We start from the raw sequence: 20421 nt of genomic DNA, 5'->3' as shown, positions 1-20421 counted from the left end.
ATAGCACGTTTCGAAATAAAAATACGAATTTTCCTGTTAGTAGGTCTGAGGCTTATTGGTTTATGATGGCGACACGCTTGGGAATGATACTGCTTTCCTTCGTTTTTATTGTCGAAACGATGTCTCCTTCGGTGGACCTGGCGGATCTTTCCCGTATTCCGGTTATCGCGGAGCATTTTAAAGAACACCGGCTGGAGCATCCTGAAATAACGTTCCTGACATTCCTCCGGCTGCATTACGGTACGTCGGACCACCGGAAGCACGAACATCGCGGGCACCATCACAAATTGCCGTTTTCGAAACGATTGCACCATCATCATAGCGCGCTTCAGACAGTGCCCGAAGGTACGCGCGTTTTTCCTATACGGAAGTCTTCCCTGGTGATGACCATCACCGCTGTGATCTACCACGATATATATGGCCCGCGGGTGGCTACATCCGTCTGGCAGCCGCCTAAAATCTAAGGGCGCTTGCCGCTTTCTTATTTTCATTCCCGCCCCGAATGCCGTAGAGATTACGGCCGAGGCGTTTTCTACATTTTACAACGTAAAAGTTACTCCTATGAAAGTATTCGTTTCTATCATAGCGTTTCTGCTATGTGGTCCGGCTACATGGTTGAACGACTTCGAGCAAGCCAGAACGCTTGCGCATGAACAAAACAAGTTGATCCTGTTAAATTTTTCAGGGTCGGATTGGTGTGGCCCGTGTATCAAGATGAAACGCGAGATATTCGAAGCCGCCGAATTTCAATCCTATGCCGACCAGCACCTGGTACTGGTGCGGGCGGACTTCCCGCGTCAGAAGAAGAATCAGCCCGATGCCCGGCAGCAGGAGCGCAACGAAAAGCTGGCGGAACGGTACAATCCCACCGGTAAATTTCCTTTAACCCTGCTAATGACGGCCGATGGCGAGGTGATCCGGGAATGGAACGGCTATAGCCATGGATCGGTCAGTGAGTTTATCAACCAGCTACACGAGTCTCCGCATGGCAAATAACGTGCTGTCAGCGGCCGGGGAAACCCTGCACCGCAGGACATGTAAGCTGATGGGCAATATGTTCAGCATCGCCCTTGTGACAGGGGATGCGGCCTGGGCCGAGCATTGCATGGACCTTGCCGTGCAGGAGATCCGTCGCATTGAATCATTGTTTACCACCTTCCGGGACGATAGCCAGACACAGGCGATCAACCGGCAAGCGGGTATCCGGCCCGTGGCGGTGGACCGGGAGGTCTTTGACGTTATTGCGCGCTCGATCCGGATCTCTGAGCTTACGCAGGGAGCTTTTGACATCACCTATGGAGGAGTGGACCGGCGCCTGTGGAATTTTGACCGGTCGATGACCAGCCTGCCCGATCCGTCTGTGGCCCGCCAATCTGTGCGGCTTATAAACTATCGGAATATCGTCCTGGACGAGGCAAGGGTAACCGTCTTCCTCCGGCACGCGGGCATGCGGATCGGTTTTGGCGGTATCGGCAAAGGCTATGCGGCAGATCGTGCCAAACAGCTGTTGATGCTTCTCGGCGTTCATAGCGGTGTTGTAAATGCCGCCGGCGATCTGACGGTATGGGGCCGTCAGGCCGATGGCAAACCCTGGACCGTCGGCATTGCCGACCCGGATACCAAAGTCCCCTTCTCGTCTCTTGCCCTGGCCGACGGCGCCATTGCTACGTCCGGCAACTACGAAAAATTTGTCATGATCGGTGGAAAGCGATACTCGCACACGATAGACCCTAAAACAGGGCTGCCCGTGACAGGCGTTAAAAGCGTTTCGATCATCAGCCCGATGGCCGAGCTATCCGATGCCCTGGCTACACCGGTTACGGTCATGGGGCCGCGCGCCGGACTAAACATGATCGATCAGATGAAAGGTGTTGCCTGCATCATCATCGACGACAATAATCAGTTATTCACTTCAAAGAACATATCCGTTCATTAATCACGTATGAAACGAAAATTTCCCTGGATTGCAATCATGTGCCTGATCGCGATTGTCTCCTGTAAACCCGTCAAAGAATATCAGAAAATGTACCTCAACGATGCCGACATGGAGCTGTCGATGCGGAAGGGACAAAAATCCGAAAACAATTTTGAGCTATACCGCGAAGGATCTGCCGGTGCAAACGGCGGAAAATCGGGCGGTGGATGCGGCTGTAATTAGATCTTGCCTATATGCTTCGAATACCTGTAACCATACTGGCGCTATATGCGTCAATCCTCAGTGCGTTTTCACAAGCGACTGATACTGCCCGCTACGAAGACCGGAAGCTCAAAGTCGATGAAGTGAATTTTGTCTCCAGCTACTATCGTCAGGACGGAAACAATGCCGCCGTGACCGGTGGAACCGGCTCTGAAAAACTTACCGATTTTGCTACCACGATCGACGTGCACCTGCTGAAAACAGATCGGAAACATCGCATCAACTCGTACAACATCGAATTGGGAATCGATACGTATACCTCGGCGTCGTCCGACAAGATCGATCCTTCTACCGTGTCGTCGGCATCTTCGGCCGATCAGCGCATTTACCCGAGTATCGCCTGGTCGCGTATAAATGAATCCAAAGGAAGTACCATCGGCGCAAACTTCTCGCTATCCTCCGAATACGATTATTTCTCTGTGGGCGGAGGTATAAATGCCTTTAAAGATTCAAAAGACAGGAGCCGCCAGGTGGGGATACGGTTGCAGACATTCCAGGATGCCGTCACGCTTATTTACCCGATCGAACAGCGGGCCGGAAGGAAGGGTGGGACCGAGGCCCGCAATACCTATAGCGCCACCGTGTCCTATTCACAAATCGTCAACACGCGTCTGCAGCTTTTGTTTTTGCTCGACCTTGCCTATCAAAAAGGTTTCCTGAGCCTGCCGTTCAACCGCGTCTACTTTAGTGACAATACCGCCGGTATCGAACATTTGCCCGGAGCCAGGTTCAAAGTTCCGGCCAGTGTCAGGCTGAGCTATTTCCTGGGCGACCGGATTGTCGTCAGGGCGTTTTACCGGTATTACCAGGACGACTGGGGCTTAAGGAGCAATACCGCCGAACTTGAGACGCCCGTCAAGATCACGCCGTTCTTTTCGATCAGCCCGTTCTACCGCTATTATAATCAATCGGCGATAGACTACTTTGCACCGTATAAACAACATGCATCCGCAGAGGTGCACTATACGAGCGACTATGACCTCTCGAAGTTCGACAGCCATTTGTTCGGTACGGGCATACGCTTCAATTCGGCCGATGGGATCTTAGGGATCGGCAAGTTCAATACGGTCGAGATCCGGTACGGCCATTACACGCGCCAGACGGGGCTTGTCTCCAACATTATTTCGTTGCACGCGAAGTTCAAATAGCGGAGATGCTTCCGCCGGCATCAGACATCAACAATTCGCATAAGTTTACAGAGCCTTCAAGGTTGTCCTTGAAGGCTCTTTTGCACCCGGCCGGTTGAACAACGGGATCTGCGCGGACGAGAGAAACGGCAGTCATGCAAGCTCAAACTCGCTCTTTATTCCGTTCTGCCAGCAATCCAGATTGTGAATGGTGGTCTCGGAGATCTTTTGCAGTGCCTCGTGCGTCAGGAATGCCTGGTGGCTGGTAATGAGTACGTTTTTAAAGGTCAGGAGACGTGCGATCGTGTCATCCTGTAAGATATCTTCGGAATGATCTTCGAAAAAAAGGCCTTTTTCCTCTTCATATACATCCAGCCCGAGATAGCCGATCTTGCCTTTCTTCAAAGCGTCAATCACGTCGCGGGTATTCACCAGCCCACCGCGGCTGGTGTTGATCAGCATTACCCCGTCTTTCATTTTTTCTATCCGTTCCTTCCTGATAAGGTAGCGCGTGCTCTCCACCAGCGGGGTGTGCAGCGTAATGATATCCGAACGTCTGCAGAGCGAATCCAGATCGGTAAACTCCAGATCGAGTGTTTCCGACAGTTGTTTGTCGGTCGCAATATCGAAAGCCAATAGCTTGCAACCGAAGCCTTTCATGATTCGGGCCACGACCCGACCGATTTTTCCCATACCGATGATACCCACAGTTTTTCCGTAAAGATCAAAACCCGTGAGTCCGTCCAGTGAAAAGTTGAGATCCATGATGCGGTTGTGCGCACGGATGAGCTTTCGGTTTAATGCCAGGATCAATGCAATGGTGTGTTCCGCCACGGCATAGGGCGAATACTCCGGTACATGCGCTACTTTCAGGCCGAGTTTTTTCGCGGCGGCAAGATCGACATGATTGTATCCGGCCGAGCGGAGTGCTATAAATTTGACACCCGCCGCTTTTAAAGCTTCCAATACCGGCGCGGAGGCGTCGTCGTTTACAAACAACGATATCCCCTCTGCGCCGGCACACATACCCAGCGTGTCTTTGCGCAAATTCACCGGGATCAACTGCAATACATGTTTGCTCTTGTTCGCTTCCTCCAGGTAACGCTTTTCAAAGTTATTGAAGCTATATACTGCTACTTTCATTGCGGTCGATCGTTTGTTTATGAAAGGTAACTATTTTCCGCCTTCGGATCACTCGAATGGCCGTTTGCAAACCGGGTTTCCAGATTCCTGTCGTCGGTCCGTTGGTGCCTTGTTCATCGATTTCAGGTTCATCTTGGCGCAAGAGGCCCGGCATGCTACAAAAATACACACCATCCTGACTATTGTCAGTATCTCCCGGTGGCGAAAATCATCGAGCCTGCCGACGCACGTCAGCCGTGCCGTTGGCGATCCGCTATACTTTAGCATCACATTTAACGCACATCGCTATGAACGCAAAACACTCGATTATCACCCCCCTGGTGCTGTTGGCGATCTTACTGTATTATCCGCTATGCGCACAAAATACGCTTGTTGTGAAGTCTGTGAAAGCTTCCATACAAGGTACGTCTACCTTGCATGAATGGGAATCTGAGATTACCAGGATCACCTGCCTGGGTAATTTTCAATCGGAAAGCAACCTGCTCCGGAATATCGAAGATATCAGCGTCAGGATCCCGGTCGCGGGTATTAAAAGTTCGGAGGGCAGGATGATGGACAACAAAACGTATGAAGCGTTTAAGTCCGACGAACATCCCTACATCATCTATACCGCTTCGCACGCCCGGATCACCGTGGATGCGGCCCGGAACACGACAATCAGCGTGGCGGGCAATCTCACGATGGCCGGCACGACAAAGCCCGTGGTCGTCGAGGCTAAGGGCAAGCCCCTGGCCAACGGCGACATGGAGGTGTCCATCTCCCGGAAGCTTAAAATGACCGACTTCAATATGAAACCACCGACCGCGATGATGGGGACGATCAAGGTCGGTGACGAGGTGACCGTAACCGTGAACCTCGTGCTTTCGCAAGGTCCCTCTGCTTCACGCTAATTCTGTAATCCCACTATCACCTTTAAATAATAACCTTTATGAAAAATCTCAGCCACACAGGCCTCTTCGGAAAACTCTCCGGCCTGTTCCTGCTCATCCTGATGGTGCAGGCTGCCGCCGCACAGAATCACATTCAATACTTCCGCCCGTATGATCAACGCGGTGTGAATGTATTTGAAACCTCCAAGAACGACACGATCGTTTACGACGGCCTCAAGCTGCGCGTGGGCGGTAACTTTACACAAAGCTTTCAGTCGCTCAGCCACAGTAACGACAGTGGTGTGCCGTTGTACGACCTGGGCAACGGCTTCCCGCTTGCGCAGGCCAACCTGAACCTCGACTTTCAGTTAGCCGACGGCGTACGCGTCAACCTGATCTCCTATATGTCCTCTCACCACCACAATGAAATGTGGGTGAAGGCGGGGTACTTCCAAATCGACAAAGTGGGTTTCATGAACAGTGAGCTGTTGAACAACCTCTGGAAGAACCTGACGTTGAAGATCGGTCACATGGAAGTGAACTATGGCGACGCACACTTCCGTCGCAGCGATGGCGGTAACGCCTTCTGGAACCCTTTCATCGAAAACAACGTGATGGATGCCTTTGCCACCGAAATCGGTGCGGAGCTCTACTGGCAAAAGAACGGCGTCCTGCTGATGGGCGGTATGACCAACGGCGAGATCCAGGGCAGTGTAACGGCACAGAATAAACGCAGTCCCTCGGTATATGGTAAGATCGGCTTCGACAAAGTGCTGGCGGAAGGGACCCGCGTACGCCTGACAGGTTCCTACCTGCAAAAGTCCAGCTCTATAAACGGCACACTGTTCCGTGGTGACCGTACCGGCTCGAACTACCAGTTTGTGATGGAACCGGCCGCGGCTACCGTAACGGCGAACGCCTTTTCGGGACGTCTCAGCCCCAGTTTCACCGACGATGTATCGACCTTTGTCATAAACCCCTTTGTTCAATTCCATGGATTGGAATTATTCGGAACGGTGGAGTTTGCGGAAGGTAACTCCGCTGTAGAGAACGGTGAAATACAATACGCCGCTTCCGTGAGTGATGCCCCTAAATTCAACAAGCTCGAAAAACGTAAATTCGACCAGGTGGCTGTCGACCTGCTTTACCGCTTCGGTAAAGAAGAGAAGTTCTATGTCGGTGCACGCTATAATAAGGTGAGTGGTACGCAGGTATTCGGCACCGCGACAAACACCACGGCAGCAGGCGGTATATCGCAAGGTACCCGTGCGGACGTATCACAGGAACGCACAGCGTTCGGAGGTGGTTGGTTTATCACCCGCAACATCCTGTTGAAAGGGGAGTATGTTACGCAGAAATACAAAGACTATCCGGCAGGCGATATCCTGCAAGGCGGCAAGTTTGACGGCTTCGTACTCCAGGGAACGATCGCGTTCTAAAAAAGAATACCGGTTGTCCTGACAGGACCGGTCGCCGGCCGAAATCTTTCGAGCACGCGGATTCGGCTTACCTGCCGATAGGCGCTGGCGTGTTGCAGCCGAGGGTGTAGGAATATCATATTCTTACACCCTTTTTACATACTGTATTTACCCTCTGCCTCTTTAGATATTTCCTCGTTCCGGTGATATCTCTGTCGGTGACTGTTGCGATGATCGTGGCAGGCATGTTGCTCTGCTAGTTCAGGCAAATGCTGAATCTTTCTTGCACGAAGATGTTAATCACATTGCAAACGCCTTTGTAATCGTACGACTTAAAATAGAGACCGTGTGCTCCGAGTGCCTTTAGCTCATCTATGTGACGGGTTGCCGGTCGCCGTGAATGAACTATAACCGGTACGTTTTGCAGCGAGCAGATCTTTTTGATCTCCCGGAGGAACGTTAATGCGTTGATCCTTTTCATTTTGAATTCGATCATGATGATGTCGGGGATTAATCCCTTCTCTACCATAACGTCCAGAGCTTCCATGGCGTCCTCTGCCAGGAACAGTTGTGTCGTTGGGGCGATCGCAGCAATTGCTTCAATAAAGATGAATTGCTGCACGGGATTGGAATTGATAAACAGAAACGATCTTCCCGTACCGATTGATTTTTTATCTTTCCGTTTCATAGGTTTGTCCGTTGGTGAGGAGCAACAGTTTCCGCTCAGAGCGGCAGTGCCGCTGGTGACTACTACTTTACGGCCGTGCCTTCTGCAATCTCGTCGGTGGCATGCAATATGATCTCGTCGCCACCCGTCAGTTTCCCGAAGACTTCTGTCGAGTCGTTCGTTTTTAATCCCTCGCGGATGGTGATAATCTTCGCTTTGCCTTCGTCCACTTTGATGATAAATTGTTTTTCTGTGGACCGGACAATCGCGTTATTAGGTACCAGTAAAGACTTGGCGCTCGACAGTAACGGAATCTTTACCTCTGCATACATACCCGGTTTAAGATCTTTATTTTTGTTGTTTACATCTATTTCGACGGCTTCCGAACGTAGGCTGGACAGTGCGTTGGCGGAACGGCTAATCGTTGCGGTATGTTCTTTGCCAGGCCAGGCCGTAAACTCGAAAGACACGGGACGGTTGAGATCGACCTTGTCGACATATGCTTCCGGGATATAAACCTCCAGCCGAAGCTTGTCCAGGTATTGTAATACGACCATGGGTTTATCGTTGGCGGGGCCTACGAGCGCGCCTACAGAGATATTGCGTTGAACGATTACGCCGCTGAACGGAGCGCGGATCGTGAGATACTCCTTTACATTCTTCATGGACTCCATGTTCGATTTTTCGGCCAGGACGGTGGCTTCGTCGGCACGCATCCGCGACGATGCGTTGTCGAGATCGATCGGCGCCACGGCGCCTGAATCACGGGCGGCCTCGCGCAGACGTCTGTAGCGTTCTTTGCTGGCGGCTGCATTTTCCTGCGCCTGAATATATTTGGAGCTGGCCGCCTGATACTGGGATTCCAGCTCGAGTGCTTCGAGCGTAATGAGGATGTCTCCCTGCCGCACGACGTCTCCGCGGTCCACATGGAGTGTCTTTACAAAGCCGTTTACTTTGGAAAAAATGGTTACCTCTTCAAACGGCTTTAGCTGCCCGGGTATGCGCACATGGGCAGCCAGTCCCTTTTCCACGACTTTTCCGAGTTCGTACCGGCTGTCTTTGTGCTGCGGCTGCCTGGTCACATCGACGGGTTTTTGATTTTTTGTACAGGCGGTCAGCGAAGCTGCCAGGGTGATTATGATTAACAGACGTTTCATTGTTCAATGTTGAAGTTGAGGTTCTTTTTCAAGGCTTTCTACCTTCGGCGAGGGCATCAGCGAAACGGGGGCACGACTGGCGCGACGTTGCACCCATGCAAATACGTGTGGCAGGATAAATAACGCCGACAGCGTGGAGGCAAGCAGTCCGCCGATCACGGCCCGCCCGAGCGGAGCTGATTGTTCGCCGGCTTCGCCCATGCCCGCGGCCATGGGAACCATGCCGGCGATCATGGCAAGGCTGGTCATCAGAATCGGACGGAGGCGGAGGGATGCTGCCGATACCGCGGCAAACTCCGACCGGCCGTCTTGCAGACGAATTGTTTCGGCGTTGGTCACAATCAGGATTGCATTTGCGACCGACACGCCGATCGACATGATCATTCCCATATAAGACTGCAGATTCAACGTGGATCCTGTTGCCAGGAGCAACAGCAGCGCGCCCGCCACCACGGCGGGTACCGTGCTGATGACCGTCAACGCAAGTTTGACCGACTGGTAGTTTGCGGCGAGCAACAGCAGTATAACCACCACGGCCAGGATCAAACCGTTTTGCAGGCTGTCGAGCGTTTCGCGCAGCAGACTGCTCATGCCTTTTACTTCTACCACCATGCCTTTGGGCGGTGTGCCCATTTTCCGGATAACGGCTTCTACAGCATCCGTTGCATAGCCCAGGTCTTTATGATGAATGTTCGCGCCGACGGTCAGGAACCTTCGCGGTCCGCTTCGATCGTATTCTCCGGGAACGTAGTCTGTTTTGAAGCTGGCGATGTCGCCGAGCACCGGTGAGCTTTGACCGCGGATGAGCGGAATTTCCCGCAGCTCATCCATGGTATTCATGACGTGTTCGGGAATTTGTACCTGAACCTGGTAGGTATAGGCCTTGGCTTCGTCCAGCCATTGATTCTTCTGCGTAAAGCGGCTCGACGAAGTACTTGCTGTAACAGAGCGGGCAATATCGGTTACGTCGAGCCCCAGTTGAGCGGCCCGGAGGCGATCGATCGAAATGGAAATGACAGGAAAGTGAAGAGGCTGTGCAATCTGGACATCGCGCAATTCCGGGATCTTTTTCATGGCAGTCACCAGTTTGCTTGCATAGCCTTCGATTTCTTTCATGTCTTTGCCCGCTACCCGCACCTCGATCGGCGTGGAGGCGCCCTGACTCATAATTTTTTCAGTCAGATCGATGGGTTCAAAGCTCAATCGGGCTTCCGGCATGTGATATCGGATGTTCTTTCGCAGGGCCTCTTTGAGATCATCCATGTTTACTTTGTAATCTTCATGCAGGTTGACCTGGATCACGGCCTCGTGCGTGCCGGTATTAAAGACATACAGGTTGCTCGTGCCATAACTGCTTGGAATCAACCCTATATATGCAGAAGAAATCGCGACGTTGTGTGCCACGGTGGTGTCGATGATATGAAGCACACGCCGCACCTTTTCTTCCGTGCGTTCCAGTCTGGTGCCGTCGGGTTCTTTGAAACGAATTTGAAACTGACCGACGTTTGTTTTCGGCATCATGTCCTTTCCGATGATCAGGAACCCCGCGGCCGCAATGGCGATCACACCGACAAAATAGAGGATCACCAAAAGCCGTGTTCGCGGCATATTGATCTCCAGTGTTCTGGTAAACCAGGTTTTGATGCGATCAAAGAACGACACACGCTCGACCACCGCTGTTTCGGGGTGGTTGTGTTTATGTTTGATAAACCAGTTGGATAGGATCGGCACCACCGTAAGCGCGGCAACGTAGGACACGATCATCGTCAAGCCGATGGATAGGGAGAGCGGGAGAAACATAGCTTTGGGCACACCTTGCATCAGGAAGGATGGGGCAAACACGGCAAGGATGCACAGGAGGATTAGCAGTAATGGGAAGGCTACCTCCTGGCAAGCATCGAAGATTGCCTGCTTTTTGTCCTTGCCCATCTCGAGGTGTTGGTGAATGTTCTCGATCGTTACCGTAGCCTGGTCCACCAGGATACCGATGGCCAGTGCCAGGCCGCTTAACGTCATAATATTGATGGTGTGGCCGAATAGGCTCAATAGGAATACGCCCGAAAGGATAGAGATCGGGATCGTCACTACTACGATCAGGCTGCTGCGAACGTCGCGAAGGAAGAGCAATACCATGAGGCCCGTCAGTATGGCGCCGAGCGCGCCTTCAGTAATAAGGCTTTTCACGGCGTTGATGACGAATACGGATTGATCGAACTCGTACGACAGCACGACGTCATCGGGCAACAGGCTTTGCATGTCCGGCAGTTTTTTCTTGAGTGTTTGCACGACCTGCCAGGTTGAGGCGTCTGCTGTCTTGACGACGGGGATGTACACCGCGCGTTTGCCGTTGATCAGCGCATAGTCTACCGTTACGTCGGCGGCATCTGCCACACGGGCAACATCCTTCACCAATACCGACACGCCGTTTTTAGTGGTGATGGGCACCTCCCCAAATTCTTCGACGGTCTTGATGAGCGTGTTGATGGTGGTAAGAAACATCGTATTGTCAAGACGCAAATTGCCGGACGGCGACATGACGTTGAAACTGGCCAAAGCATTGACGACGTCGTCGGGGGTGAGGTTGTAACTGCGGAGCCTGGCCGGATCGACGTTGACCGTAATGGCTCTCGAGTTTGCGCCAAACGGTGGGGGCGCTGACAGCCCGGGAATACTCGCAAAAGCGGGGCGAACGCGTGTGGCGGCGATATCGTAGATCTCTTTCAGGCTTCGCGACTTCGACGAGATCACCAGCTGGCCGATGGGAAGCGAAGATGCGTCAAAGCGAATTACCTGCGGCGGCAATGCACCGGGAGGGAAGAATTTCATGGCACGGTTCACCTGCAGGGCTACCTGCGCTGAGGCCTCGGCCATATCGGTGTCCTCATAGAAGGAAAGTTTGAGTAATGTCAAGCCCTGAATGTTCTTTGCGGTGATGTTACGGATACCGTTGACGTAAAGGAATTGATCTTGCAATCGCGTAGAGAAGAATCCCTCCATCTGCTGTGCCGACATGCCGCCATAGGACTCGATGACATAGATGGTGGGCATGTTGAGCTGCGGAAAAATATCAATGGGAATCTTGATTGCCGCGAGTACCGAAAACAACATCAGACTTGCTGTAAGCACGATGGTCGTGATAGGCCTCCTGAGGGCCGACGAAGTCAAAGACATACTATGCTAGTTTAACAGGTTTAAAATCTCATCTACACGATTCTCAATCACCGCCCGTTTGAAAATGGCTTCACAGAAAGCATAGCGTGCGTTAACCAGGTCTGTTTCTGCGCGGTACAATGCAAAAAGCGCCGCGTTAAGGTCCACGAGATTCGATAGGCCGTTCTTATATAAGGAAAACTTCTGGCGGTACGCGGCCTGGGCCGCACCGAGCTGTTCAGGAATTTCCTCCAGGCGCTGTCGCGCTACTTCCAGCTCCAGCACCGACTGTTTCAAGTCGAGGTCGAGCATCGACCGTCGTTCTGACAATCGCGCCTGCGCCTGCCGGGAAGCCGCGCGTTGAACGCCGAGCTGGAGATGCTTACGCCAGAGGTCGGATACATTGTACGATACCCCGAGACCGACCAGGTAATTCGATCGGCTGAGGTCGAACCCGTTATGGAGCGCGTTGAAGTTGTCGGAAGCGTCGACACTCGCGCCGCGTCCCCAAAGCGCGGCTTGAAGGGAGAGCTTCGGATGATAGCTCTTTCGAATAAATGTCTCTTGAAGATTGCTGGCGAGCAATCGCGCGGAGTAGTACCGCAATAATGGATGCAAAGCCGTATCGGCCTGCCGGACAGTTGCCGGTTTGGGAATCGCCAGCATGCGCGAGACATAGGTCGTGTCGGGCTCGATGCGATCGGCCTCCAGGCCACTCATATTTGCCAGGTGCAGTTGCGTTTTTTTATACTGTCCGACCAGCTCATAGTAGCGCTGCCGTGCGCGGGAGAGCTCTGCTTTGGCGGTGCTCGTATCAACACCTGCAATGATACCGCTTTTGGCGAGTGAATGTATGGAGCGATAAATCTCCTGATTGCGTTTGATATTCCGCCATTGGAATTTTTCCAGGTCACGCAGCATCAGGAGATTGAAATAGTAGTAAATAGCCTTTGCCTGTATTTCATACTTGCTTTGCTCGTACCGTGCTTGTTCGGTCTGCACGTCAGCCTGCGCCACATGCTTTGCAGCACCGAAACCGCCGAAGTTGTACAGTTCCCAATCGAACGCTACAATGCCGAGCGTACTCAGCACGGTAGAGGTGTTCTCCGCTTGGCGTACGCGGGAGTTGCCGGGTACGATGCCGAACGAGAAATATCCGCCGGGAAGATTGTTGTTGGTGCCTAGATTGGACTGGTAGTTGAGTCTGAGATTGGGCAGTCCGACATTGTAAAATGCCTGTTCACGGCTGTTGGCGATTGTTACCGCGGCGGAATCTGTGTGCAAGGAGGGTGCATGTCGCAGTGTGCGGGATAGCAACGTCTTTAAAGGGACAACCTGCGCGAAAACGCCGGTTGTCAGGACTAAAACCAGAAAAACAGAAAGAAGATTTCGTAACATGATTGTTGTTAAATATATACCCGACACACAAGATCTTTCACACGCAGCGATACACACTATCGGGAAGGGCGCCCAGGCTGGCCGGCGGTGGACGTTTCATAGGGAATGTTATTGTCCCGGAGGAAGTGAAGGAATTCGATCATCTTTCCCGTGGCGGGTGTGATCATAATTCTTTCGTCCTGAACGCTTACGCGGCTTGAAAGAAATTCTATAGCGTAGCGCAACTTCTGTTCAGAAATGTTTTTTCGAATGATGATAATTTCAACGCTCACTGCTCGCCTTTCGGATGATTTTGTATTTTCGTATGGATATTACAATGTTCGCAATTTCGTTAGTGATCAGGTACTAAATCGAGTGATTAAAGTTGCCTGAGTGTACGATTAAAAAATCATTAAGACGATGCCCAGATTGGGGTGCCGCACCGATCATATGAGGATATTAGTTGTTGAGGATGAAGAGAGACTTTGCAGATCGATTAAAAAGGTCCTGGAAGAGAACCACTATATGGTGGATGTCGCCTACGACGGCGAGATGGGCTTGAAGTTTGCCTTTCAATACGACTACGATTCTGTTGTGCTGGACGTAGTGTTACCCGGCATGAGCGGCCTTGCCCTGTGCCGTGCCATCAAAGGTGCCAAGCCGCTGACGCCTATCCTCATGTTGACCGCTCTGGGCACGACGGAAGATAAAGTGATCGGCCTCGAATCGGGTGCGGACGATTACTTGTTGAAGCCGTTCGAGTTTGCCGAGCTTATTGCGCGGATCCGTGCGCTGATACGCCGCGCCAAAGCGTATCAGGCACCCGACAGCGTGCTTATGCAGTACGAGGATCTGAAGCTCGATACGAGCAGAAAGGTGGCGGTGCGGGATGGCCGTGACATCGCCCTGACCGCTAAGGAATTTCAGCTGCTCGAGTACTTCATGTTGAACAAAGGACGAATTATAACGCGTTCGGAACTGGCTGCCAAAGTGTGGGGTCTGCAGTCGGATAGCTCGACCAATGTCGTAGAAGTATATCTGAATATTCTGCGCAAGAAAGTAGATCGGGATTTCGACTCGAAGCTCATTCACACCCGCAAGGGCCTGGGTTACATCCTGCAGAGAGACCAATGAAGATCCGGTCGCGGCTTACCCTTACGTTTCTTCTGATTGTGACCGTCATCTTGCTGGTAGTGACGGTGTCGATCTATTTCTTTTTCGACAATTTTCGTCATGAAGACTTTCATCGCCGCCTGAGGCGTCGCGCGTTGAGCACGGCCGGGTTGCTTATGCACAGGGGAGAGGAGGGGGTCAAGCTACTCAGGCTCATGGAGGACGGCAATCCGGCGGACTTGCCCGGGCAGCACATACTGGTATTTAACGATCGGTATGAACTTGTTTACAACAGCCGGCCAAAGGCAACGTTTGACCTGGATAGCAGTCTTCTCCGGAAAATTACTGCGGACAGCGATCTTCGCTACAGCTCCGGCGAACAGGATGTAATCGGGATATTGTCTGCATCTGCCTCCGGGAAATTCTATGTGCTCGCAGCGGCACGTGATGTATTTGGCCGTGAAGCGCTGATCTCGCTGTTTGATATCCTGGTATTTGTATTTCTCGTCAGCATCGGCTTTGTGCTTTTACTGGGATGGATCTATGCGGGAAAGGTGTTGAGACCGATTACCCGTGTTATCCATGACGTAGAGAATATGTCAGGTGCGGATCTTTCCTATCGCTTAAACGAAGGCAAGCAGCAAGATGAGATCGATAAGCTATCGCAGACGTTTAACCGCATGCTCGACCGTCTGCGCGATTCGTTTATATCGCAGCGGACCTTTATCTCCAACGCCTCGCACGAGCTGCGAACGCCGATCGCGGTCATCTCAGCAGAGATAGAGACGGCGCTGATGCAAACCGGTGAAGACGACAAGAATTACGAGATACTGACATCCGTGCTGGCGAGCTCGAAGCGTCTCAGCGCTTTGTCCAGCCAGTTGCTATTACTGGCACAGGCCACGGCGCGGCAGTCGAACCGCGGCTTCACCGCGACGCGTGTAGATCAGGCTTTGTGGGACGCGAAAATGGATCTGGACAAGGCCAATACAGGTTATGACATTGTCATCGACTTCGATATCAATCTGCAGGAGGAAGAGTTATCGGTAAACGGCGATGGGGCGTTGTTAAAAGTGGTATTTCTGAACCTCATGGACAATGCCTGCAAGTATTCGCCCGACCGTCGGGTTGCTGTACGGCTGGGGCGATCAACGGAAAGCCTGAGTATAGCGTTTGAAAATAAAGGTGTCATTTCTCCTGAAGATCTTGACAGGATATTGGCACCGTTTTTTCGCGGGTCCAATAGTAAAGCGATCCGTGGGAACGGCATTGGTTTGTCGTTGGCAAACGAGATTATAAAATTACACGGCGGTGCCTTGTCGGTTCATTCGGTCGGCGCTATGACGACTTTTGTTGTTAAGTTTCCGGACATGTAATATCGATAACGCGGGCGCGCTGACGGTGTAGTTCGGTTAAAGCGTCATTTCTCCCCAATTTAATAGTCTCGGCTAAATCAAATGCGAACGGTCATTGCAGATGCAGTTATAATGTCAGACGGGATTTAACATAGCTTTTTTTTTGTTTCGATATCGGCACGCGCTGCGCGCCATGGTTCATGATAAGGTATCCGGAGTCTTCATTTAAGATGCTGGTTACATGCAGCGTATTGACCAGGTGCGACTGATGGCAGCGAATAAAATCGTATGGCGTCAGGAGCTCTTCGTACTCGTACAAGGGGCGGGAAATTAAGCGATCACTGCCATCGGTGAGAAAGAATGTGGTGTAGTTATTCGAAGACTCACATCGCACGATGTCCTTTACCGGTACTAAGTATGTTTCTTTTTGGGTGGGCAGCGCTATTTTGGTGTTGCCGCCGGCATGACGGCTTTCGAGCGTATGGAGCAGATTAGCAAGCCGGATATTTTGTTTTTTCATTGCCAGGGATCGCTCCAGCTTCACGACGGTGGCTTTTAATTCGTTGATGTCGATCGGCTTGAGAAGATAATCGAGGGCTGAGAATTTTACCGCCATGACGCCATACGCGTCGTACGCCGTTACAAAGACAACTTCAAAGCTCGGTTCGTGCAGTGACTTCAGCGGATCGAACCCGTTTTTGCCAGGCATCGGGATATCCAGGAAAACGACATCCGGATTCAAACGGATGATCTTTTCCCGGGCCTCATCGGCGGTCACTGCGGTGCCTGCAAGCTCTATTGCCGAGCAGTATTGTGCGAGTAAAAGCTTCCAGGTTCCGGATGTTGATCGGTTCGTCGTCTACCAATATCGCGCGTATCATTTATGTATTAAGCCAGTGGTGAAACGTTAAGATTGCTTCGGTACCCTCGTGTTTGCTGAATGTGAGCTCGATGCGTTGCTCTTTTTTCAGTTTGTTGATTGCACGCAGCCGTTCTTCCGTTAAAGATAATCCATATCCCGATTCGTTGTGCTGCAGGTGCCGTTGTCTTTGATTGTAATGACGAGGCTATTCGTTTCGGCGCCGGGTTTGCACAAGATGTACAATTCGCCCTTATCGGCGAGACGGGAAATGCCGTGCTTGATCGAATTTTCGATAAGGGGTTGCAGGATAAGGGTGGGGATTTCGATCGTAGCGGTGTCGAGCCCCTCGGCAACGTGCAGATGCCACGAGAAGTTGAATCGCAGGGCCTCCAATCGCAGATACATGCCCATCATGTCAAGCTCCCGGTCCAGCGTATTGAAGACGCGTTGGTTGGTGGTTAGCGTCTTTCGTAACAGCCCGCTGAACTCCTGGAGGTAGTGGTTCGCTTCTTCCACGCGACCGGTATTCATCAGTCCCTGAATAGAGCTTAGCGCGTTGAAGGTGAAGTGCGGATTGAGCATAGCCTGTAGCCGGATAGCGGCATCTTCCAGCTTTTGATGTTTTTTCTGAAAGGACCTGATTTTTTGTTTCAGTCCACCCGTCACGAACCAGAACGCGGCGCCGACCAGGATTATCCCAAGAACCACATACGTGATCGGTCTGCTATACCATCTGGGGTTCACCCGGATGTAGTAAACCGCCACACTTTCAGGCTGAAGGAGATAGCTGAAACGAAGCTGATATTCGGTCCCGGCTTTCAGCGCGAGATCGGCCGTATCGAAGTTTTCGCTATGATGTTCGATTTGCTTCGTCTCTAAATTTATGAGCGAAAATTCAATATCGGATTCACGAAAGTCGCTTGTTGCTTTGGCTTCTACGAACACGATGTCGTCGGGCCGCAGTTGCAGCCTTTGGGTAGTGTCGGCGTTGTTGGCAAATACCAGTTTGCTGGAAGCTCCGTTCGGGCGATATCCGACCAAAATGTTTGGCACACGCCGGACCCTTCTGGCACTCAGCACCCGCTCTGCTTTGCCACCCGCATTTTTGGTTTCCACACAAAACTCCTGGCCGACTTTCAGGTAAACCTGCCGGGCGACGCCCCGCTCCAGAAAATGCTTTTCCGGCGATTTCAGAGAGTCGGGTATATGATAGCCGTAATAATCAAGCGTTGACGCCCCGCTAGCCCGGGAGTATTGTCACGAATCCAGCGACTGTCTGATATACAGAATGATTATTCCATTCTTCGGTGGCGGCTTTGCCTGTGAGGCGCCCGTTGTCGGAGATAGCAACGACACTCGGGGCCGGGTGGTTGCGCTGTTGCGCCCAGCCAACGATACCGTGCGATAGAAATAGAAACGTGAGAGGCAGGTTATACGGAGACATATTCTTCAGTCGTAAGTTAATGGTAATGATCTGATTTGATGTGAGCTCAACCTGCACGAATTTACAGGAAGCCGTCGCCGGTGGGTAATGGCATTGTGAGGGTGACGGGCCCGGCTGTGAATTCGGGCATAAAGCGGGCAGCGCTCGACGCAGTCGTCTTGCTTATCTCCCTAAAGCCTGTCCGGCAACGCGTGGCGTGAAGGTTCTGCTTGCGTTTTGAGGAGTTTCGAAAGTGAGGTGTGAAGGTAGTCTACCAGGTCAACGCCTCGGGGGCTTGAAGTAAGAGATTGTTCGTTTTTGGTAGATTAGCTCTTTGCCTAATTAGTTCTTTCCAGACGGTGGGATGGGAATACTCAAGAATGTCTTTCTTAATGGATGACAATATTCTGGTCTTTTCCTGAACAAAGTCCTTTGCATGGTCGACACTTTTCCAATCGTCGTTAATTGAATTACTTAGTTCTTCGTGCGTTGTCGTTGCGCTGGCCTTCACAAATTTCTCCAGACGAGAGATGTAAAACATTACAGCTTTTTTTCTGCTCTCAATAAGCGTAGCCCTTGTGTTTAGGCCCAGTACTTCTTTCGTGAACTTGGCTTTAAGATAGTTTCTTGTTCCTGGAGGGTGTTTTTCTGTGAAGATGAACTGCTGATTGACCAGATCGAGTTCGAAGAAGTCCATTGGATCTTCTATACGCTGATTAATGAATAGTGAGTCTTCTGTCGGGGGTTTTGTAAATGTTCCTCTTTTAGGTGTTATATCTGTTTCGATAACTGAGTTTTTGGGATCAAAGATCTTGAATTTGTCGGATTTGTGGTGCGTATTACATTTACTACAGGCGAAAATATAATTCTCCCAGGAGAAGGCTTTTTCAGGATAAAGCCTTTTGGGGAAAATATGTTCGATATCGGTAGCTTCATTTTGCTCACAGTAGGCGCAGATTTCAACGCCCACGCACATTTCAAGGAGTGTCTTTTTTATGTCCGCAAATGCGCCTTGTCCGAGGCCTGATCCTTTGTTGTTCCATTTGGATTTTGCTTTTTGGACTTGGTCTTCAAAAGATGCGCCCTGCATAATTGTTTGGGTAACGGCAGACAAATGCGCAAGAGACGAGAGGGAGATGTTTTTAGAGGTCAACTGGATCATCTGTAGAAAACGTTTTTCGAAGTTCGTTTAATTTACCTTCTTCATCGGATGTAATGACGCCTGCCGTTTTCTTTTTACTCAATGTGACGAGTTCTTCTTTTTTTTCCACGGCTTCCAAGCTGATGCTTACATCCGAGCCAAAAATTTCAGTCCCATATGCGTCCAGCACGTTGCCGTAAATCAGCCGATTCCGGTCGTCGCCGGTGACTTCTTTTGGGGCCTCTTCGTTTCCAGGTGCGGCAAGTCGCCAGATCGTACCCTTATCACTGGCGCGACAAATTAGCGGGCTATGCGTTGTAACGATGAACTGGATGTTGGGAAAATATTTAGTGAACCATTGCCCGATTCTTGTCTGCCAGGTAGGGTGCAGGTGGGCATCAACCTCATCGATGAGCACAACACCGGGAAGGTTTATTCTCATGTCTTGTAAGTCTCCGTCTTTAATATCTTTAAAAACAGCATCGGATCCGTATACCCTGACAAGTTGCCTGATAAGTTCAAAGGTTAAGCTTAAGACGGAACGATATCCGTCGCTTAACTGATTGACATTGATAAGCGAGCCGTTACCGTCTTTAAAAGTAACACCATCTGAGCTGATGCTTTCTATCTCAGCCTTATGGGGAAGAAAATCAACCGAGTTAATGAGTCGTTTAATATTGTCCAGTAAATCACTGGGTTCCTTTCCTTCCAGGATTTGGTAGTTGAGTTTTACCAGCCATTCGGTGGCTTCGGTCAAGGCGATATCTTCTCCAAACGCGGATAAATGAGCGCCCAACTTCGGCTGCGAATAAAATACTTTTGTCCATTCCGGATTTCCCCCGGCAAAACGACGATAGGGGCCGTATGCGACGGAAAACCATCCAGCTCCGTATCCCCAATTATACCGCATTGGATTCGGGCTTCCCTTACCTTTATTACTTGAAAACGTAACCTGATCGTTGATTCGGTGAAAAGATATTTCGTTCGGTATATAAAAATTCCTTAATTGCGCGCTCCTACCACTCTGCTTATCTTCTTCTCCGTTCGCTAACGAAAGCGATATTCGTCCCTCAGCTTCCTGATGATTAAGCCAGTCGCGCCAATCAGCTCGTAGTCCAAGAGCTTCCTCCGGACCGACCAGCGCTAATGCAATTGATCTTATGATGCTTGATTTTCCGGCGCCGTTGTCTCCAATCAAAACATGCCAGCCTGCATATTGTGGAAACTCCATCTTGAAGTCTTTAATGGAACGTATATTTTTAATCTCAACTTCTTTTATATACATGACCTCGAATCGGTTTGGCTTCTTAAGTTGACTATGTTATGCTCAGTGTGCAATGTATGGAAGATGCTCTTTTTAGAATAACAAAAATAACGGTTTTGTTTTCCCATGACTTGTTCGCATGTTGGATCGACGGTTTG

18 protein-coding genes are annotated in these 20421 nt (G+C 51.0%); 9 read left to right on the top strand and 9 right to left on the bottom strand.

Features of this window, described 5'->3' with window-relative positions; all coding sequences use genetic code 11:
• Nucleotides 1-83 precede the first annotated feature (83 nt).
• The 5 genes from KK078_RS07785 (at nucleotide 84) to KK078_RS07765 (ending at nucleotide 3345) form a co-directional block, all read left to right on the top strand.
• Nucleotides 84-464 carry a hypothetical protein gene (locus tag KK078_RS07785; RefSeq protein ID WP_254089686.1) on the top strand — a complete coding sequence of 127 codons (381 nt, stop codon included), beginning with the start codon at nucleotides 84-86 and terminating at the stop codon, nucleotides 462-464.
• Nucleotides 465-561: 97 nt separating this feature from the next.
• A complete protein-coding gene (locus KK078_RS07780) occupies nucleotides 562-996 on the top strand; it encodes a thioredoxin family protein (RefSeq protein ID WP_254089685.1) in 435 nt (144 codons plus the stop codon).
• Complete coding sequence (locus KK078_RS07775) at nucleotides 986-1936, top strand: FAD:protein FMN transferase (RefSeq protein ID WP_254089684.1); 951 nt, start codon at nucleotides 986-988, stop codon at nucleotides 1934-1936. Before KK078_RS07780 ends, KK078_RS07775 begins: the two co-directional genes overlap by 11 nt.
• Before the next feature lie 6 nt (nucleotides 1937-1942).
• Nucleotides 1943-2158 (top strand): DUF4266 domain-containing protein, encoded by a 216-nt coding sequence (locus KK078_RS07770; RefSeq protein WP_254089683.1) that lies wholly within the window; start codon nucleotides 1943-1945, stop codon nucleotides 2156-2158.
• A gap of 11 nt (nucleotides 2159-2169) precedes the next feature.
• Nucleotides 2170-3345 (top strand): DUF3570 domain-containing protein, encoded by a 1176-nt coding sequence (locus tag KK078_RS07765; protein WP_254089682.1) that lies wholly within the window; start codon nucleotides 2170-2172, stop codon nucleotides 3343-3345.
• A 132-nt stretch (nucleotides 3346-3477) separates the two neighbouring features.
• Here the strand turns inward: KK078_RS07765 and KK078_RS07760 are convergent, their stop codons facing one another.
• Nucleotides 3478-4467 carry a 2-hydroxyacid dehydrogenase gene (locus KK078_RS07760; protein ID WP_254089681.1) on the bottom strand — a complete coding sequence of 330 codons (990 nt, stop codon included), beginning with the start codon at nucleotides 4465-4467 and terminating at the stop codon, nucleotides 3478-3480.
• 287 nt (nucleotides 4468-4754) lie between these two features.
• On the opposite strand from KK078_RS07760, the gene KK078_RS07755 reads away from it, so the two are divergent.
• Entirely contained in the window at nucleotides 4755-5357 is a 603-nt protein-coding gene (locus tag KK078_RS07755; RefSeq protein WP_254089680.1) for a YceI family protein, read from the top strand.
• 38 nt (nucleotides 5358-5395) lie between these two features.
• Nucleotides 5396-6775 (top strand): hypothetical protein, encoded by a 1380-nt coding sequence (locus KK078_RS07750; RefSeq protein WP_254089679.1) that lies wholly within the window; start codon nucleotides 5396-5398, stop codon nucleotides 6773-6775.
• 235 nt (nucleotides 6776-7010) lie between these two features.
• Here the strand turns inward: KK078_RS07750 and KK078_RS07745 are convergent, their stop codons facing one another.
• From KK078_RS07745 to KK078_RS07730, 4 genes are all read right to left on the bottom strand, one after another.
• Nucleotides 7011-7442, bottom strand: a complete 432-nt coding sequence (locus tag KK078_RS07745) for a response regulator (RefSeq protein ID WP_254089678.1) — start codon at nucleotides 7440-7442, stop codon at nucleotides 7011-7013.
• Nucleotides 7443-7504: 62 nt separating this feature from the next.
• On the bottom strand, nucleotides 7505-8578 hold the full coding sequence (locus KK078_RS07740) for an efflux RND transporter periplasmic adaptor subunit (protein WP_254089677.1): 1074 nt from the start codon (nucleotides 8576-8578) through the stop codon (nucleotides 7505-7507).
• Nucleotides 8579-8581: 3 nt separating this feature from the next.
• A complete protein-coding gene (locus tag KK078_RS07735) occupies nucleotides 8582-11749 on the bottom strand; it encodes an efflux RND transporter permease subunit (protein ID WP_254089676.1) in 3168 nt (1055 codons plus the stop codon).
• A gap of 6 nt (nucleotides 11750-11755) precedes the next feature.
• Nucleotides 11756-13126 (bottom strand): TolC family protein, encoded by a 1371-nt coding sequence (locus tag KK078_RS07730; protein WP_262898616.1) that lies wholly within the window; start codon nucleotides 13124-13126, stop codon nucleotides 11756-11758.
• Between the two features lie 429 nt (nucleotides 13127-13555).
• Between KK078_RS07730 and KK078_RS07725 the strand changes: the two genes are divergently transcribed.
• Both KK078_RS07725 and KK078_RS07720 read left to right on the top strand, forming a co-directional pair.
• Nucleotides 13556-14239, top strand: coding sequence for a response regulator transcription factor (locus KK078_RS07725; RefSeq protein WP_254089674.1), 684 nt, complete (start codon nucleotides 13556-13558; stop codon nucleotides 14237-14239).
• The gene (locus KK078_RS07720) at nucleotides 14236-15594 is read left to right on the top strand and encodes a HAMP domain-containing sensor histidine kinase (RefSeq protein ID WP_254089673.1); all 1359 of its coding nucleotides are present in this window, start codon (nucleotides 14236-14238) and stop codon (nucleotides 15592-15594) included. Before KK078_RS07725 ends, KK078_RS07720 begins: the two co-directional genes overlap by 4 nt.
• A gap of 106 nt (nucleotides 15595-15700) precedes the next feature.
• On the opposite strand, the gene KK078_RS30630 is transcribed toward KK078_RS07720, so the two are convergent.
• The 4 genes from KK078_RS30630 to KK078_RS07700 form a co-directional block, all read right to left on the bottom strand.
• Nucleotides 15701-16351: a LytR/AlgR family response regulator transcription factor gene (locus KK078_RS30630; RefSeq protein ID WP_254089672.1), complete on the bottom strand. Its 651-nt coding sequence runs from the start codon at nucleotides 16349-16351 to the stop codon at nucleotides 15701-15703.
• A 222-nt stretch (nucleotides 16352-16573) separates the two neighbouring features.
• On the bottom strand, nucleotides 16574-17476 hold the full coding sequence (locus KK078_RS07710) for a sensor histidine kinase (RefSeq protein WP_254089671.1): 903 nt from the start codon (nucleotides 17474-17476) through the stop codon (nucleotides 16574-16576).
• Between the two features lie 653 nt (nucleotides 17477-18129).
• Nucleotides 18130-19020 carry an HNH endonuclease gene (locus KK078_RS07705; RefSeq protein ID WP_254089670.1) on the bottom strand — a complete coding sequence of 297 codons (891 nt, stop codon included), beginning with the start codon at nucleotides 19018-19020 and terminating at the stop codon, nucleotides 18130-18132.
• A complete protein-coding gene (locus tag KK078_RS07700) occupies nucleotides 19001-20284 on the bottom strand; it encodes an AAA family ATPase (RefSeq protein ID WP_254089669.1) in 1284 nt (427 codons plus the stop codon). The genes KK078_RS07705 and KK078_RS07700 overlap by 20 nt, the downstream gene beginning before the upstream one ends.
• Nucleotides 20285-20421: the final 137 nt, after the last annotated feature.

Source organism: Dawidia soli (assembly GCF_018598185.1).
GTDB classification, from domain to species: Bacteria; Bacteroidota; Bacteroidia; order Cytophagales; family Cyclobacteriaceae; genus Ohtaekwangia; species Ohtaekwangia soli.
Note: the sequence above shows the minus strand (reverse complement) of the source record. Positions and strands in the feature narration are given on the sequence as shown.

What these genes read in the sequence shown, in the direction of transcription:
- KK078_RS07785 (WP_254089686.1), top strand. Translation starts at nt 84, where the DNA reads ATGATACTGCTTTCCTTCGTTTTTATTGTCGAAACGATGTCTCCTTCG.
- KK078_RS07780 (WP_254089685.1), top strand. Translation starts at nt 562, where the DNA reads ATGAAAGTATTCGTTTCTATCATAGCGTTTCTGCTATGTGGTCCGGCT.
- KK078_RS07775 (WP_254089684.1), top strand. Translation starts at nt 986, where the DNA reads ATGGCAAATAACGTGCTGTCAGCGGCCGGGGAAACCCTGCACCGCAGG.
- KK078_RS07770 (WP_254089683.1), top strand. Translation starts at nt 1,943, where the DNA reads ATGAAACGAAAATTTCCCTGGATTGCAATCATGTGCCTGATCGCGATT.
- KK078_RS07765 (WP_254089682.1), top strand. Translation starts at nt 2,170, where the DNA reads ATGCTTCGAATACCTGTAACCATACTGGCGCTATATGCGTCAATCCTC.
- KK078_RS07760 (WP_254089681.1), bottom strand. Translation starts at nt 4,467, where the DNA reads ATGAAAGTAGCAGTATATAGCTTCAATAACTTTGAAAAGCGTTACCTG.
- KK078_RS07755 (WP_254089680.1), top strand. Translation starts at nt 4,755, where the DNA reads ATGAACGCAAAACACTCGATTATCACCCCCCTGGTGCTGTTGGCGATC.
- KK078_RS07750 (WP_254089679.1), top strand. Translation starts at nt 5,396, where the DNA reads ATGAAAAATCTCAGCCACACAGGCCTCTTCGGAAAACTCTCCGGCCTG.
- KK078_RS07745 (WP_254089678.1), bottom strand. Translation starts at nt 7,442, where the DNA reads ATGAAACGGAAAGATAAAAAATCAATCGGTACGGGAAGATCGTTTCTG.
- KK078_RS07740 (WP_254089677.1), bottom strand. Translation starts at nt 8,578, where the DNA reads ATGAAACGTCTGTTAATCATAATCACCCTGGCAGCTTCGCTGACCGCC.
- KK078_RS07735 (WP_254089676.1), bottom strand. Translation starts at nt 11,749, where the DNA reads ATGTCTTTGACTTCGTCGGCCCTCAGGAGGCCTATCACGACCATCGTG.
- KK078_RS07730 (WP_262898616.1), bottom strand. Translation starts at nt 13,126, where the DNA reads ATGTTACGAAATCTTCTTTCTGTTTTTCTGGTTTTAGTCCTGACAACC.
- KK078_RS07725 (WP_254089674.1), top strand. Translation starts at nt 13,556, where the DNA reads ATGAGGATATTAGTTGTTGAGGATGAAGAGAGACTTTGCAGATCGATT.
- KK078_RS07720 (WP_254089673.1), top strand. Translation starts at nt 14,236, where the DNA reads ATGAAGATCCGGTCGCGGCTTACCCTTACGTTTCTTCTGATTGTGACC.
- KK078_RS07705 (WP_254089670.1), bottom strand. Translation starts at nt 19,020, where the DNA reads ATGATCCAGTTGACCTCTAAAAACATCTCCCTCTCGTCTCTTGCGCAT.
- KK078_RS07700 (WP_254089669.1), bottom strand. Translation starts at nt 20,284, where the DNA reads ATGTATATAAAAGAAGTTGAGATTAAAAATATACGTTCCATTAAAGAC.